This is a genomic window from Brevibacterium senegalense, assembly GCF_000285835.1.
GTDB classification, from domain to species: domain Bacteria; phylum Actinomycetota; class Actinomycetes; order Actinomycetales; family Brevibacteriaceae; genus Brevibacterium; species Brevibacterium senegalense.
In genome coordinates, this window is sequence record NZ_HE978601.1 from 274,027 (window position 1) to 289,743 (window position 15,717).

Annotated in this window: 14 protein-coding genes; 8 read left to right on the top strand and 6 right to left on the bottom strand. The window is 72.0% G+C overall.

All coding sequences use genetic code 11. The features are described 5' to 3' along the window. Nucleotides 1-62: 62 nt before the first annotated feature. Nucleotides 63-1,214 (top strand): phosphoserine transaminase, encoded by a 1,152-nt coding sequence (gene serC, locus HGBR_RS04325; RefSeq protein WP_019158101.1) that lies wholly within the window; start codon nucleotides 63-65, stop codon nucleotides 1,212-1,214. A gap of 7 nt (nucleotides 1,215-1,221) precedes the next feature. On the opposite strand, the gene HGBR_RS04330 is transcribed toward serC, so the two are convergent. The 5 genes from HGBR_RS04330 to HGBR_RS04350 all read right to left on the bottom strand — a co-directional run bounded on the left by HGBR_RS04330 (nucleotide 1,222) and on the right by HGBR_RS04350 (nucleotide 4,833). Beyond that, nucleotides 1,222-1,731 carry a DUF456 domain-containing protein gene (locus tag HGBR_RS04330; protein ID WP_019158102.1) on the bottom strand — a complete coding sequence of 170 codons (510 nt, stop codon included), beginning with the start codon at nucleotides 1,729-1,731 and terminating at the stop codon, nucleotides 1,222-1,224. 119 nt (nucleotides 1,732-1,850) lie between these two features. Further along, entirely contained in the window at nucleotides 1,851-3,122 is a 1,272-nt protein-coding gene (locus HGBR_RS04335) for an MFS transporter (RefSeq protein ID WP_245533260.1), read from the bottom strand. Nucleotides 3,123-3,127: 5 nt separating this feature from the next. Further along, complete coding sequence (locus HGBR_RS04340) at nucleotides 3,128-4,078, bottom strand: DUF3027 domain-containing protein (protein ID WP_019158104.1); 951 nt, start codon at nucleotides 4,076-4,078, stop codon at nucleotides 3,128-3,130. After that, nucleotides 4,078-4,446, bottom strand: coding sequence for a cold-shock protein (locus HGBR_RS04345; protein ID WP_019158105.1), 369 nt, complete (start codon nucleotides 4,444-4,446; stop codon nucleotides 4,078-4,080). The genes HGBR_RS04340 and HGBR_RS04345 overlap by 1 nt, the downstream gene beginning before the upstream one ends. A gap of 141 nt (nucleotides 4,447-4,587) precedes the next feature. Then, nucleotides 4,588-4,833, bottom strand: a complete 246-nt coding sequence (locus tag HGBR_RS04350; protein ID WP_019158106.1) for a hypothetical protein — start codon at nucleotides 4,831-4,833, stop codon at nucleotides 4,588-4,590. A 114-nt stretch (nucleotides 4,834-4,947) separates the two neighbouring features. Between HGBR_RS04350 and HGBR_RS04355 the strand changes: the two genes are divergently transcribed. From HGBR_RS04355 to HGBR_RS04370, 4 genes are all read left to right on the top strand, one after another. Next, nucleotides 4,948-7,326, top strand: coding sequence for a helicase-associated domain-containing protein (locus HGBR_RS04355; RefSeq protein ID WP_019158107.1), 2,379 nt, complete (start codon nucleotides 4,948-4,950; stop codon nucleotides 7,324-7,326). 93 nt (nucleotides 7,327-7,419) lie between these two features. Then, nucleotides 7,420-9,186, top strand: coding sequence for a DNA repair helicase XPB (locus tag HGBR_RS04360; RefSeq protein ID WP_026077331.1), 1,767 nt, complete (start codon nucleotides 7,420-7,422; stop codon nucleotides 9,184-9,186). Between the two features lie 57 nt (nucleotides 9,187-9,243). After that, complete coding sequence (locus HGBR_RS16360) at nucleotides 9,244-10,101, top strand: MerR family transcriptional regulator (protein ID WP_019158109.1); 858 nt, start codon at nucleotides 9,244-9,246, stop codon at nucleotides 10,099-10,101. A 97-nt stretch (nucleotides 10,102-10,198) separates the two neighbouring features. Further along, on the top strand, nucleotides 10,199-11,386 hold the full coding sequence (locus tag HGBR_RS04370) for a CaiB/BaiF CoA transferase family protein (RefSeq protein WP_019158110.1): 1,188 nt from the start codon (nucleotides 10,199-10,201) through the stop codon (nucleotides 11,384-11,386). A 5-nt stretch (nucleotides 11,387-11,391) separates the two neighbouring features. Here the strand turns inward: HGBR_RS04370 and HGBR_RS16365 are convergent, their stop codons facing one another. After that, a complete protein-coding gene (locus tag HGBR_RS16365; protein ID WP_019158111.1) occupies nucleotides 11,392-12,486 on the bottom strand; it encodes an EamA family transporter in 1,095 nt (364 codons plus the stop codon). Between the two features lie 163 nt (nucleotides 12,487-12,649). On the opposite strand from HGBR_RS16365, the gene HGBR_RS04380 reads away from it, so the two are divergent. The 3 genes from HGBR_RS04380 to HGBR_RS04390 all read left to right on the top strand — a co-directional run bounded on the left by HGBR_RS04380 (nucleotide 12,650) and on the right by HGBR_RS04390 (nucleotide 15,692). After that, entirely contained in the window at nucleotides 12,650-13,228 is a 579-nt protein-coding gene (locus tag HGBR_RS04380) for a CGNR zinc finger domain-containing protein (protein ID WP_019158112.1), read from the top strand. A 40-nt stretch (nucleotides 13,229-13,268) separates the two neighbouring features. Further along, entirely contained in the window at nucleotides 13,269-14,861 is a 1,593-nt protein-coding gene (locus HGBR_RS04385; protein WP_019158113.1) for an FMN-binding glutamate synthase family protein, read from the top strand. Nucleotides 14,862-14,927: 66 nt separating this feature from the next. Next, nucleotides 14,928-15,692 carry a response regulator transcription factor gene (locus HGBR_RS04390; protein ID WP_019158114.1) on the top strand — a complete coding sequence of 255 codons (765 nt, stop codon included), beginning with the start codon at nucleotides 14,928-14,930 and terminating at the stop codon, nucleotides 15,690-15,692. Nucleotides 15,693-15,717: the final 25 nt, after the last annotated feature.

Sequence of the window (15,717 nt, forward strand, 5' to 3'; positions counted from 1 at the left end):
TCAATGGTGCTGGTGGGGCCGCCCTCCCCGGCACCCGCCGTCCGTGGAATAGGATCGCGGCCGTGAGCACAGACACCAACGCACCCGCAGACATCGTCATCCCCGACAGCCTCAAGCCCGCCGACGGCCGCTTCGGCGCCGGCCCCTCCCGGGTCCGACCGCAGCAGATGGAGGCGCTCGCCGCCGCCGGTCCCGGCCTCATGGGCACCTCGCACCGCCAGGCCCCCGTCAAGGACGTCGTGCGCCGCGTGCGGGAGGGGCTCGCACAGCTCTTCGACCTGCCGTCCGCCTACGAGGTCGTCCTGGGCAACGGCGGCTCTACGGCCTTCTGGGACGCGGCGACGTTCGGCCTCGTCCGCTCGCGCGCCTCGCACGCGCAGTTCGGGGAGTTCGGCTCGAAGTTCACGAAGGCGACGCGGACAGCGCCGTTCCTCGAGGACTCGCTCGTCGTCGACGCGGCCCCCGGCACGTCCGCCCTGCCGCAGGTCGACGAATCCGTCGACGTGTACGCGTGGCCGCACAACGAGACCTCGACGGGCGTCGCGACGACCATCGAGCGTCCGGCGGGCATCGCGGACGACGCGCTCGTCGTCATCGACGCGACCTCCGCCGCCGGCGGCATCCCCGTCGACATCGCGCAGACGGACGTCTACTACTTCGCACCGCAGAAGAACTTCGCCTCCGACGGCGGACTGTGGGTCGCCCTCCTGTCCCCCCGCGCGCTGGCCCGCGTCGAGGAGATCGCCGCCACGGATCGGTTCATCCCCGAATCGCTCAACCTCCTGACGGCGCTGGAGAACTCCCGGAAGAACCAGACGTACAACACCCCGGCACTCGCGACGCTCATCCTGCTGGCGGAGCAGATCGAGTGGATGAACGCCCAGGGCGGACTCGCGTGGGCCGGCGCGCGCACCGCGGAGTCCTCCGGTCTCGTCTACGCGTGGGCGGAGGACTCCCCCGTCGCCTCGCCGTACGTCGCGGACCCGGCCGATCGCTCGCCGGTCGTCGCGACGATCGACTTCGCGGACACCGTCGACGCGGCCGCACTGGCGTCCGTCCTGCGCGCCAACGGCATCGTCGATGTGGAGCCCTATCGCAAGCTGGGCCGCAACCAGCTGCGCATCGCGACGTTCACCGCGGTCGAACCCGCGGACGTGCGCGCGCTGCTGGAGTGCATCGACCACGTCCTGGAGCAGTGGGGCGCCACTGCCTGAGCAACCGTCAGGCCGGCACCGTCGTCACGAAGTGGTGGATGACGGTGCCGGTGAAGACGGCCAGCGCCAGGGCGGCGCAGGAGAACTCGATGAGGATGCCGATGCCGGCGGCCTTGAGGGCCGCCCAGCTGCTGTCCCAGGCCTGACGCGGGTCGCCCAGGCGCTTCCATTCCGCGGCCCACAGGCCCGCGACGAAGCCCAGCAGCAGTCCCACGACGGGGACGACGAAGAAGCCCACGACCGCCAGCACCCCGCCGATCAGCAGCGACCGGTTGGGGATGCCCCGCTCCTTGAGCCGCCGGCCGGTCAGCACCCAGCCGGCCGCCATGCCCAGCGCCACGAGGACAGTGATCGCTGCGAACGCGGACCAGCCCGCCCCGGTCCCGATGACGATCGCCCACACGAGCGCCGCGACCGCGATCGTCGCGGATCCCGGCAGGACGGGGACGACGATCCCCACGATGCCCACGAGCATCGCCAGGGCGGCGAGCACGGTGACGACGATGTCTGCGGTCATGGGGAAGGCTCCGTTCTGGTCGCGACTGCGCGGGTCCGAGTCTACGGAGGTCCGCCGCCGGTCGCACCGGGTCCGGACCGGGACCGCTCACTGTGATGGATCTGTGACGTGTCCCGCGCTCACGTCCGCGGGGCGCGGCCGTCGTAGCTGAGACGGATGAACCGGCGCGACCGGCGGACGTAGCGGACGCGCAGATGCTTCGCGGACATCATCCAGACGACGCCGATGAGGAATCCCACCGCGCCCGAGGCCGCCCCCACGCCCAGCGCCGCGCGGGCTCCCAGCTCGTTCGCGACCCACCCCACGAACGGGGCGCCCAGCGGCGCACCGCCCAGCACCACCGCGAGGTAGATCGACATGACCCGGCCCCGCACGCCGGCCGGGGTCGTCGACTGCACGTAGGCGTTGGCCGCCGTCAGCATGGTGATCGAGGACAGTCCCACCGTCGTGAGGACGATGGCGAACGAGACGTACGTGGGCATGAGGCCGGAGACCGCGCAGGCCGCCCCGAACGCACCGGCGCCCCAGAACACCGTCCGCAGGCGCGGCCGCTCCCGGCGGGCGGCCAGCAGCGCGCCGGTCAGCGACCCCACCGCCAGGACGGAGTTGAGCAGGCCGAACCCGCTGGCGTCGCGGTCGAACTCCATGCGCGCCATCGTCGCGGTGTAGATGTTGAAGTTGATGCCGAACGTCGACACGACGAAGAGGATCCCCAGGACGACGAGGATGTCCGGACGGGTGCGCAGGTACCGGAAGCCGCCCCCGATCCCCCGGCCGGGGCCTCGGCGGGTCTCGCGGGACGGCGACCGCAGGGAGGCGCCGTCCAGCGACAGCAGGACTGTGACGGTCGCGGCGAAGGCCAGGCCGGACAGCAGGAAGACGAGCGAGGCGCCCAGGGAGGCGGTGAGGACGCCGGCCACCGCGGGGCCCAGCATGCGGGCGGTGTTGAAGGAGGCGGAGTTGAGGGAGACGGCGTTGGGCAGCAGCTTCTCGCCCACCAGTTCGGAGACGAACGCCTGCCGCACCGGCGCGTCGAACGTCGCGACGATGCCCAGGGACAGCGCCAGGAGGTAGACGTGCCACAGGACGATCACGTCCGTCACGGTCAGGGCGAAGAGGATGAGGCCCATCGAACCCTGCAGGACCTGCGTGGCGAGGAGCATCCACCGCCGACGGAACCGGTCGGCCAGACTGCCGGCGATGGGGAAGAGGAGCAGCTGCGGGCCCAGTTGCAGCGCCATGCAGATGCCCAGCGCGGTCGCGTCCTCATCGGTCAGCTGGGTGAGGACGATCCAGTCCTGCGCGGTGCGCTGCATCCACGTTCCGGTGTTCGACACGAGAGCCCCGCCGAACCAGCGGCGGTAGTTGGGCTCCGCGAGCGATCGGAACATGGAGCTCATCTGCGGGAGTGCGCCTCCTGGGCCTGCGGGGCCAGATCGACGAGGTCGAGCTCGTCGGCGAAGTCGTCCAGGACGGCCTGCGCGGTGTGCTGCGACTGCTGCGGCACGTCCGTCTCCGAGTGCGCACCGCAGCCGGAGTCCAGCGCGACGATGCGTCCGTCGAACGGCGCCCACTCATTGGCGCACACGCCGAACCGCGTCCGCATGCTGCCGGCGATGGGCAGGAGGAAGCCGCACGTGGAGCACTGGCCGCGGGACTTGCGGGCGAACTCGCCGTCCGGTCCCGCGTCGGAATCCGCCCAGCGCTTCGCCGCGTTCGACAGCCCCTCGCGGGAGAGGACACGGGTGCGGCCCAGGCCGAACTCGAAGTTGGGCACCTGGTCGATGTCGTCACCGGTGTGGACGTCGACCTGCTCGAGTCCCAGCTCCAGGTTGGGGTCGTGTTCCGCGCGGGGCAGCACGTCCTGCGGGCCCATGTCGCCGGGCTCCAGGCGCTCCTCCCACGGGACCCACGCCGGGGAGACCAGCGCATCCGCGCCCGGCAGCAGCGCGGTCTCGCAGACCGTCGCCTTCTTGGACCGGGGCGCTCGCGCCAGGACGGCGATCCAGTGCCAGCCGCGATAGGCGGGGTTCGTGCATGCGAAGCTGTGGGTGACGAGGCGGGTGCCCTCGGCGACGGCGCCCAGGTGGGCGCCCACCTCGGACTCGCCCGCGACCTCGGTGATGGCGCTGCGCGCCACGTCGACCGCGTCGACGAGGACCGTGTCGAGCACGGGCGGCGCCTGCCGGCGGGCAGGACGGGCGGGGGCGGCCTGTGCGGTCGCAGCCTGCTCCGCCTCCGCGGCCTGGGGCACGGCGTCAGCGGCGGGTGCCGCCTCTGCGGGGTCCGCATCGGCCGGCGCGGCGTCCGTCAGGGACGCCATCCAGCGGTCGAACAGTCCGGACATCAGCCCTCCAGGTCGTCTGCGATTGCGCGGAGCACCTCCGCGACGCGGCGGGAGTGCCCCTCATCAGGGTACCGCCCGCGCTGCAGTCCGGCGGACGTGTCCTCCAGCAGGCGGATGACGTCCTCGATCATCGAGGCCGTCTTCTTGGGATTGCGGCGGACCCGGGCCGGGGCCTCGTGGATGTGGGCTTTGAGGACCTGCTTGCCGCGGCGGCCGTCGACGATGTCGAACTCGAGGCGGGTGCCGGGGCCCACCTCGGCGCCGTCGGGCAGGGAGGAGGCGTGCAGGAAGACCTGCTCGCCGTCCTCCGCGGTGACGAAGCCGAAGCCCTTCGCGGGGTCGAACCACTTGACGCGTCCTGTGGGCATGTCGATCCTTTCGCGGACGGGGCGCGACCGTCCTGTGTCAGGGGTGTGTGTGGGGGTGCGGTCCCTCCGCTTCCGCGAGGCGGGCGGGTCCGGGACTGCGGGGCTGGGGCCGGGAGTGCGGGGCTGTGGCGCTCGTGCGGTCTAGAGGTCCGCGGCGACGCGGCTCGCGCGGCTGCGATGCGCGATGCCCTGCAGCAGGACCGCCAGCATCACGAGGAATGCGAGCGGAAGCAGGATCATTCCCAGCCACGTGAAGACCGGGGCGATCGCCCCGCCCGCCAGTCCCGCGATGACGACCGCGGTGAGGCACGCGAATCCGGCCAGTGCGAGCACCGCCGCGACCGTGCCCAGGACGGCGCCCGGGGGTCTCTGCGTCTGCGCTGCCATGGGGCACCTCCTCCTGCGATCGACCGGTTTCCGCCCACCATGATAGCCCCGCGCAGACGGGTCGTGGGCGCCGGGGCCGGACCGGATCCGACTGTCCCGACTACCATGGGGAGGATGCCCGAGTCGCCGTCCTTCGCCGCCTGGCTGCGCGCCGCACCCCTGCCCGTCCTGCGCGCGCTCATCGCGACGCGCACCGATCTGCTGCGCACCGATGTGACCGATCTGGCGCGGCTGGCCGCGCTGGCCGCCTCGCGCGCGGCGGTCGCCCGGGGTCTCGAATCCCTGGACGCCGCGGCTCTGCGCATCGTCCACCGCGCCGCCGTCCTCGCCCGCGTCTCCCCCGTCGTCGACCGGCAGGAGCTGCTGGCCGCGGCCCTCACCCCCGCTGCCGAGGCCGCCCTGGAGTCCGGTGTCCGCGCCGGTCTGCTGTGGCCGGCCGACGGCGGCGACCCTGCGCGTGCCGCGGGCTTCCGCGTGCAGCCGGAGGCGGGCGGTCTCCTGCCGGTGACGGCCGCCGCCCGCGCGACCCCGCAGCCGTGGGAGTCCGCCCGCGATCCCCGGCCCCTGGCCGTCTCCCCCGTCTCCGCGGCCCTGCGGGAGAACGCGCAGGGAGCCGGGGCGGCCTCGGCGACGGCCCTGGCGCTCACAGCGGTCGCGGAGTTCGCCCACCGGGACGTGCCCCAGCTGGTGAGCGGCGGCGTGAGCCGTCGCGATGCGCAGACCCTGGCGCGGGCGGCGGGTGCGGATGCCGGGCAGTTCGCCCTCGTGGCGGAGCTGGCGGCGGCGCTGGGCTGGCTGTCCACGACGCGCGACCCGGCGGACCCGCAGTGGAAGCCCACGGCGGAGTTCGACCAGGCGGCGCGTGCACCCCGCGCGCAGGTGTGGGCGGACCTCCTGACGGCGTGGCTCACGCACCCCGTGGGCATCGCGCACGTGCTGGCGGGTTCGACGCCGGCGGGCGAGCGCATCCATCTGCTGGGCCGCGACGAGCGGGCGCGGACGGCGTTCGCGGGCTTCCACACTGCGCGCCCTCAGATCCTGGAGCTGCGCCGGCTGGTCCTCGTGACCCTGCTGCGCGCGGCGCAGAGCACGGGCGCGGGTCGGGGAGCGCGCGCGGACGGCGACGGTGCCGGCTCCGCCGTGTCCCAGGACGACCTCGTCGCGCTGCTGGGATACACCCATCCGCTGCTCGAGGCGGTGTCCGCGGACGAGGTCGACCAGGTGCTGACGGAGACGGAGTTCTTCGGTCTCACCGCCTCCCCGCTGGGACGGTCCCGGGACCACGCGCTCACCGCGTTCGGAGAGGCTGCGGCGCAGTGGATCGTCGACCGCGACGACCCGGACGACGTCCTGGGGCACCGGGAGGGCCTCGCGGCGGGACCGCCGGCCGCGCTGATCGAGGCGGTCGCCGCGGCGCTGCCCCCGCTCGAGTCGACGGTCACCCTCCAGTCCGATCTCACAGGCGTGGCGTTCGGCCCGCTCGACCACGCGGTGCAGATGCAGCTGGAGCGGATCGCGGACGTCGACACCCGCGGCCAGGGGACGGTCTACCGCTTCACGGACGAATCTGTGACCCGTGGACTGCGGGCCGGGGAGACGGTTGACTCGATCCGCGCGGTGCTGCAGGACGTCTCCAGCACGGGCATCCCCACGACGCTCGAGCACATGATCACCGCCGCCGGCGCCCGCCTGCACCGGGTACGGGTGGCACGGGCGCGGTCCGTCGTCCTCGTCGACGACCCGGCTGACCTGGACGTGATCCTCGAGGATCCGGCCGCCGCCGCGCTGGGGCTGCGCAGGCTGGCGCCCACGGTCGCGATCGCGGAGGCGTCCTCGGACCGGGTGAGCGTCCTCCTCGAGACGGAGGACCGTCCGGTCCTCGTCGTGGACTCCTCCGCCCAGGACCCGGCCGGCACGCGCGCCCCGTCCCCCAGTCCGGTGCCCGCGCCCACGGTCCGGACGACACGGGTGCCGGCGGAGCGGGTGGAGAGCTGGACCGAGGCGCTCATCGCGACGCAGGCGGGAGGACAGGTGGGCGCGCGCGGCGGTGCCGGTGGGCGGGCCGGTGGTCGCGCTGGTGCGAGGGGTCGCGGTGGCGCGGGCGCCGAACGGTCGGACGGGTCCGGTGGTGCGGGCGACCGGGCTGGGACGGGAGCGGACCGCAGCGGCGGTGCGGCCTCGGCGGCCTCCGGCACCGGTGACACCGGGGCGAGCGCGGGGAATACCGGGAGCGGCGGGGCCGTTGGTCCGGGAGCCGACGATGCGGACAGCGGCGGCGCCCTCGACGCGGTGCTCGCGGAGCTGGGCGAGGCGGCGGCGACGGGCACGGCGGTCGACCTGACCGTCACGACCTCGGACGGCACGCACCGGACGGTCCGGGTCGTGCCGCAGACCGTCACCGGCGGGCGGCTGGTGGCGCGCACGGACACCGGGACCTCGCTGCGGGTGTCGCTCGCGCGGATCGTGCGCGTGCGGCCGGCGGCGCAGACATGAGCCGGTGACACAGACGCGAACGGGTGGCACAGACGTGAGGAGAATGACCGGATGACGCAGGACGGGCAGGGCCTGGGCGGGCAGGAGCGCCTCATGACGGGCGGCCCCCTCATCGTGCAGTCCGACCGGACGGTGCTGCTGGAGTCCGACCACCCGGACGCGGCTGAGGCGGCGATCGCGATCGCCCCGTTCGCGCAGCTGTCGAAGACGCCCGAGCACGTGCACACGTACACGATCACGCCGCTGGGGCTGTGGAACGCGCGGGCCTCCGGGCACGACGCGGAATCCGTCGTGGACGTCCTGCTGGACTACGCGAAGCACCCGGTGCCGCACGCGCTGCTGCTCGACATCGTCGACGTCATGGACCGGTGGGGCGTCCTCACCCTCCACCAGTCCCCCGTCCACGGGCTCGTGCTCGAATCGACGGACGCGGCACTGCTGGCGCACCTGCTGGAGCAGCCGGACCTGGCGGGGAAGACTGGGTCACGGATCGACGAGGCGACGGTGACCGTGCATCCGTCCGAGCGCGGGGAGCTCAAGCACGTCCTGCTGAAGCTGGGCCATCCGGTCGCGGACCGCGCCGGGTACGTCGACGGCGAGGCACACCGTATGGCCCTGGCTCACGAGTCGCATGAGCCGGACGGCGCGGACGGGACAGGGACGGGCGGGATCCCGGGGGCCGGGCCGGACGCGGACGGGACCGGTCCCGGGCAGACGGACACGGCCTCGGGCGCGGGGTCGTCCGGTGCAGCGGGCGATGACCCGCAGGCGTGGTCGCTGCGGCCCTACCAGCAGCGGGCGGTCGACACGTTCCTGGCCGGCGAGTCCGGCGTCGTCGTGCTGCCGTGCGGGGCGGGGAAGACGATCGTGGGGGCGGCCGCGATGGCGCGGGTGTCGACGACGACGCTCATCCTCGTGACGAACTCCGTGTCCGCGAAGCAGTGGAAGGCGGAGCTGCTGCGGCGGACGACGCTGACGGAGGACGAGATCGGGGAGTACTCGGGGTCCGTCAAGGAGATCCGGCCCGTCACGATCGCGACGTACCAGGTGCTCACGACTCGGCGGAAGGGTTCCTACCTGCACCTGGAGCTGCTGGACGCGCGCGACTGGGGCCTGGTCGTCTACGACGAGGTGCACCTGCTGCCCGCGCCGGTCTTCCGGCTGACGGCCAGCCTGCAGGCCCGCAGGCGACTGGGGCTGACCGCGACGCTGGTGCGGGAGGACGGGCGCGAGGACGAGGTGTTCTCGCTCATCGGCCCCAAGCAGTTCGAGGTGCCGTGGAAGGAGATCGAGCGCGACGGGTTCATCGCGTCCGCGACCTGCCACGAGATCCGCGTACCGCTGGCGTCGGACATGCGGCGGGCGTACGGCAGCGCGGAGGGCGAGGACCGCTACCGGATGGCCGCGACCGCGGACACGAAGGTGCCGGTCGTGCGGCAGCTGGTCGCAGAGCACCCGGAGTCGCAGATCCTGGTGATCGGGCAGTACATCGATCAGCTCGAGGAGCTGGGCGAGGCGCTGGGCGCGCCCGTCCTGACCGGCAAGACGCCGGAGCGGGAGCGCGAGGAGCTGTACGCGGACTTCCGTGCCGGCCGGGTGCGCGTCCTCGTCGTGTCGAAGGTGGCGAACTTCTCCGTCGACCTGCCCGAGGCCTCGGTCGCCATCCAGGTGTCCGGCGCCTTCGGGTCCCGGCAGGAGGAGGCGCAGCGCCTGGGCCGGATCCTGCGCCCCAAGGCGCACGCGGAGGCCGCGACCTTCTACACCGTCGTGACCGCGGACACCGTCGACGAGCGCTTCGCCGGCCACCGCCGCCGCTTCCTCACCGAACAGGGCTACGCGTACACGATCGAGACGCGGTGACGCGGGTGCCGAACCCGCTCTTGACCCTCCCCTGAGGAGAGGCCCCACGCTGGTCCCATGATGAACATCGGAGAGTTCGCCGCCCTCACCGGGCTGAGCGTCAAGGCCCTGAGGCACTACGACGAACGCGGGATCCTGATTCCCGCCGCGGTCGACCCCGTCAACGGTTACCGGAAGTACGGAGAGGACCAGGTCCGCGCCGGCGTGACCCTCAAGACGCTGCGTGATGCGGGTGTCCCCGTCCCGGAGGCGGCGACAGCGGCGGGGTCGACCCCCAGCGACCCCGCCGCCGGTGCCGTGCCCATCGGGGCACTGGAAGCCCATCGCGCGAACGTGCTGGCCGCGCGGCTCGAGGAGGACCGGGCACACGCGCGAGCTGTGGCGATCGTGCAGTCGCTCACTCGTCCCGTCCAGACCGTCGAACGTGTCAGACCCGCTCAGCCGTTCGTCGCGACCGCCTTGCAGGTCCCGATCGATCCCGCGACAGCTGAGCCCGGATCGTACGAGGACACGAACGACGACGCCGAGCAGGCCACCCTCGACCTCATGCGGGCGCTCGCGGAGGACGGGATCGTGCCCTCCGGCCCCCTGTGGATCACGATGCGGGCGACCGATCGGGAGACGGTCGACCTCCTCTGCTGTCTGCCGGTCCCCCACACCCTGCCTCCGGACTGGGGAGGGGACGGCGTCGAGGCCGGTGAGCTTCCAGCGCGAGTGGAGCTGTGCGCGGTATGGCCGGGCGACAGCGCAGAACTGCCGGAGGGCGTCATCCACCCGGCCATGGTCGCGCTGCTCGACGCCTACGCCCACCACGCCGGGACCACCGACATCCGCGATGTTCCGGACATCCGGCAGACGGCGACCGGAACCTCGGCCGAGGACTGGACGGTCGAGCTCGCCGTCACTCTGCGGTGAGACTCGGAAGCGTACGGTGGAACCACCCCGCGGGGCAGGGCCCCTGCCCCGCACCCACCACAACCGCACCCGTCCCGCACGGAATCGGAGGCATCGCGTGTCCAGCGCCCGCCCGCTCGAGGGCATCACCGTCATCAGCTGCGAGCAGGCCGTCGCGGCCCCGTTCGCCGCCCGCCAGCTCGCCGACCTGGGTGCCCGGGCCATCAAGATCGAACGACCCGGGGTTGGCGACTTCGCCCGCGGCTACGACACGACCGTCCAGGGGATGTCGAGCCACTTCGTGTGGATCAACCGGTCGAAGGAGAGCCTCACGCTCGACCTCAAGTCGCCGGAGGCGGCCGGCATCATGGACGAGCTCATCGACTCCGCGGACGTCTTCCTCCAGAACCTCGCGCCCGGTGCAGCTGAGCGCCTGGGCTTGGGTGCGGACCGGCTGCGTGAGCGCAATCCGCGCCTCATCCACGCGTCGGTCTCCGGCTACGGCGCGGACGGCCCGTACACCCCGATGAAGGCCTACGACGCCCTCGTCCAGGCGGAGGCAGGGCTCTTCTCCGTGACCGGCACGGAGGAGCACCCCGCGAAGACCGGGATCTCCACCGCGGACATCGCCGCCGGCATGTACGCGTTCTCCTCCATCCTCACCGCGCTCTACGACCGCGAGCGCACCGGCGAGGGCGCGACCCTGCAGATCAGCCTCTTCGACTCGCTCGTCGAGTGGATGGGCTTCCCCCTCTACTTCACCCGCTACGGCGGCACCCGTCCGGTCCGTGCCGGCACCTCGCACTCCGCGATCGCCCCCTACGGGACCTTCACGTGCGGCGACGGCACGGAGATCGTGCTCGCGATCCAGAACGAACGCGAATGGGAGCGCTTCTGCGCGGTGGCACTCCGTGATCCGGCGATCGCCGTCGACCCCCGCTTCGACAGCGCCCCGCAGCGCTTCGCCCACCGCGAGGAGCTGGAGACCGTCATCACGACCAAGCTGTCCGACCTCACCGGCGAGGAATGCCAGGCCCTGCTCCTCGAGGCCCAGGTCGCGCACGCGCGCCAGCGGGACATGACCGAGGTCGCACAGCACCCCCAGCTCCTCGCCCGCGACCGCTGGCAGCCGGTCGACACCCCGGCCGGACCGATCGACATGCTCCTGCCGCCGGTGACCCACTCGGATGTCGACTACCGCATGGACCCGATCCCGGCCGTGGGCCAGCACTCGGATGCGCTGCTCACGGAGCTGGGACGGACGCCGGAGCAGATCGCGCAGCTGCGGGAGTCCGGCGCCGCCTGAGCACCTCACTCGACTCGTGCGCGACCGCCGATCCCGTGTGCGTCGTACGACCCTCCGGTCTCGTCCGCCCCGCCCTCGAGCTCTTCCGTCTCGACGATCGTGAGCGGACCCGTCGCGGGGTCGGACAGCAGGACTGCACGGCGCTGGATGCGCTTCTCCTGCCGCACCTCGCCCCACTTGATGAAGACGACGCCCGCGACGATCCCGATACCGCCGTACATCTGGATCGTCGTGGGCAGCTCTGCGACGATCAGCCACGCGACGATGACGGAGAACGGCACCTCCGTGAGGTTGACGAACGACCCCACGGTCGCACCGACCATCCGCAGTCCCAGGATGCCGGTCACGTAGGCGCCGGCGGTCATAAGGATGATGACGGCGATCGGCACGGACCAGTGGAAGTGCGCGGTCCCCAGCTGGACGTCCGAGGTCGCGAAGTCCGCCGGGATGACTCCCGTCAGCAGCACGACGGCGACAACGACCGTGCCGACGATCATCCCCAAACCCGTGAGCGCCACCGGCGGGATGTCGACCTCCACCTTCGCGGAGACGAGGAAGTAGCTGGCCAGGCACACTGCGGCACCCAGCGCGAAGACGACGCCCTGGAGGGAGAGCGCTCCACCGCCGGGGTCCAGCACCAGCAGGAGTCCCGCGAGGGAGACGGCCATGCCGATGAAGGTGACGGTCGCCGGGCGGATGCGGGTCGTCGCCCACAGCCAGAACACGATGAGCAGCGGCGCGGTCATCTCCAGCAGGAGCGCCACGGACACGGCCAGGTGTTCGACCGCCAGGAAGTACAGCAGCTGCACGCCGGCCATCGACACGACCCCGTAGGACACGACGGTCCGCCATCCCCGCAGCACCTCCCGCCAGCGTCCGCGCAGCGACACGAGCGTGGGGACCAGCAGCACGACCGCGCAGCCGGACAGCCGCAGCAGGACGACCGCGCCCGGCGACCAGTCCTCCGCGTACATCGCCTTGGCGAACGGGCCTGAGGCCGCGAAGAAGAACGCGGAGGCCAGCACCAGTCCGATGCCCAGGACGGTGCGATTCAGCGTCGCCGCCGGTGGGGTGTCCGTCCGCACTGCGGTGTCTGACATGCGCACTCCTCTCCCGCGCGTCGGCCCCGACGGTCGTCGCGCATCGGGGCGATCCCGGCTCCTGCGCGAGCGGGGACGCCTCCATTGCACACAATCGCGTCGTCATGAGTCAAGTGCGAGATGGTCCTTACATTCGACGTCAATCCGTGGCACCATCGACGCCATGTCGCTCTCCGTCCACACCCGGTCGATCCTCACGCTCATCACCCAGCTCGTGAACTCCGATCACGACGGGGAGACGCTGTCCACGCTGGCGGACGTGCGCACCTTCGCGATCGACCACTCCTTCTCACCGCCCATCCGGATCGGCGACACGGACATTGACCACCTGCACGATCTGCGCGGCCGCCTGCGCGCGACCCTGGCGGATGCACCGGACGACCCCGCCGACGACGCACGGGCCGCCCGCGTAGCACGCCTGGCCAACGAGCTCTTCACGGAGACGCGCGCCCTGCCTCAGCTGCGGAAGCACGACCACTGGGACTGGCACCTGCACGCCGTCCCCGATGAAGCGGGGATCGCGGAGCGCACAGCGGCGGACGTCGCCGTCGCACTGGCGGACGTCGTCCTGGACGGGGAGACCTCGCGCTTCGGCACCTGCGCGGCCACCGGGTGCGGCGCGCTCTTCGTCGACCTCTCGCGCAACCGGTCCAAGCGGTTCTGCGACCGCGGAAACTGCGCGAACCGCACGCACGTGGCGGCCTTCCGCGCGCGGATGGCCGACGACGGCCCCTCCGGCTGACGTCCCCGGATCCGTGCGCGCGGGTCGCTACCCTGAACGAATGGCACTCCTGGTCTTCGCCGCAGCCCCCGCCCTCCTCCTCACCCTGGGGATCGTCCTGGCGATCGCCATCAGCCCCTGGTGGTGGGTTCTGGCAGCCGTGGGCCTGGCGCTGACCGTCATCGCGGTCGTCGATTTCCTCCAGCCCCGCAATTCGATCCTGCGGAACTTCCCGCTCCTGGGTCACGCGCGCTTCCTCCTGGAGGAGGTCCGCCCCATGATCCAGCAGTACTTCATCGAGCGGAACTGGGACGGCAAGCCCTTCGATCGGGATGTCCGCGCCCTCATCTACGACCGCTCGGAGGGCCGCCCGTCCGTCAAGAGCTTCGGCACGGAGCTGGAGGTGCGCCAGCCCGGCTACGAGTTCCTCACCCACTCGATCGCGCCGGCACCCCTCGCCGCGGAGGAGCACCGCGTGCGCATCGGCGGCCCCGACTGCACGCAGCCGTACGACGCGAGCCTCTTCAACATCTCCTCCATGAGCTACGGCTCCCTCTCCGCCAACGCGGTCAAGGCGATGGGCGCGGGCGCCGCGAAGGGCGGATTCCTCCACGAGACCGGCGAAGGCGGGCTCACGCAGTTCCACCTGGACAGCGGCGCGGACATCGGCTGGGAGTTCGGCAGCGGCTACTTCGGCTGCCGCACCGCGGACGGGCGCTTCTCGCCGGAGGCCTTCCGGGAGAAGGCGCTCCTGCCGCAGATCAGACTCATCACCCTCAAGCTCTCGCAGGGGGCGAAGCCGGGGCTGGGCGGCGTCCTTCCGGCCCCCAAGGTCACGGAGGAGATCGCGCAGATCCGCGGGGTCCGCGCCTTCCAGGACTGCATCTCCCCACCCGCGCACTCCGCCTTCTCCACGCCGCGCGAGCTCCTGGAGTTCATCGGCGAGCTCCGTCGCCTCTCCGACGGCAAGCCCGTGGGCTTCAAGCTGTGCGTGGGCACCCGCCGGGACGTGCTGGCCCTGTGCAAGGCGATGAGGGACACCGGCATCCGTCCGGACTTCATCATCGTCGACGGCGCGGAGGGCGGCACCGGCGCCGCGCCCCTGGAGTACCAGGACCACATGGGCACCCCGCTCACGGAGGGGCTCACCGTCCTCCACGAGGCCCTGGTGGGCGCGGGCCTGCGGGACGGCATCCGGGTCGGCGCGGCGGGGAAGGTGGCCAGCGGCCACGACATCGTCCGCCGCCTCATCCAGGGCGCGGACTTCTGCCTGGCGGCCCGCCCCATGATGATGGCGGTGGGCTGCATCCAGGCGCAGAAGTGCCACACGGACCACTGCCCCACCGGCATCGCGACGCAGGATCCCCGCTTCACGCGCGGCCTGGATCCCGTGTCGAAGGGCGAGCGCGTCTTCCGCTACCACCGCGCGACGGTCACGGAGGTCGCCCAGCTCATCGCGACCCTGGGCGCCCGCGGTCCCCACGAGCTGGACCGGTCCATGCTCATGCGCCGCATCTCGCAGACCCGGGTCGTGTCCTACGCGGAGCTGACCGACTGGCTGCGCCCCGGCCAGCTCCTGACCGACGCCCCCGCGCCCTGGACGCAGGACTGGGAGCGCGCTTCCGCGGACTCCTTCGCCGCTACCAGAGTGTGATGAGCCGCACAATCGCATTCAGGCGAGATCCAGGAGACTTCCAGACTTGATCGTCACACTTGATTCATGACGACCTCGCATCAGAACCCGAACCCCGAATTCGAAGCGACCCTGCTCGTCGTGGACGACGAGCCCAACATCCGCGAACTCCTCTCCACCAGCCTGCGCTTCGCGGGCTTCGACGTCCTCTCCGCCGCGAACGGCACGGACGCGCTGCGCATCGCGGAGCAGAAGGACCCCGACCTCCTCGTCCTCGACGTCATGCTCCCGGACATGGACGGCTTCGCGGTGACCCGTCGCCTGCGCCAGGCCGGCAAGCACATCCCCGTCGTGTTCCTCACGGCCCGCGACGACACCTCGGACAAGATCACCGGCCTGACGGTGGGCGGCGACGACTACGTCACGAAGCCCTTCAGCCTCGAGGAGGTCGTCGCCCGCATCCGCGCCGTGCTGCGCCGCACGCACAGCGCAGAGGAGGAGGAGTCGGCCGTCATCGAGGTGGGCGACCTGGAGCTGGACGACGACACGCACGAGGTCCGCCGCGGCGGCATCCTCATCGACCTGTCCCCCACGGAGTTCAAGCTGCTCCGCTACCTCATGCTGAACGCGAACCGCGTCCTGTCGAAGTCGCAGATCCTCGACCACGTGTGGGAGTACGATTTCGGCGGCGACACCGGCATCGTCGAGTCCTACATCTCCTACCTGCGTCGCAAGATCGACGTCGCCCCCACCCAGGACGAGGCCGGCAATCCGATCGAGCTGGACTGGACCCCCATGATCAAGACGAAGCGCGGCGTGGGCTACATGCTGCGGACCTCCGAGTCGAAGTGACCCCCGCCGCCCATCCGCGCGGGAG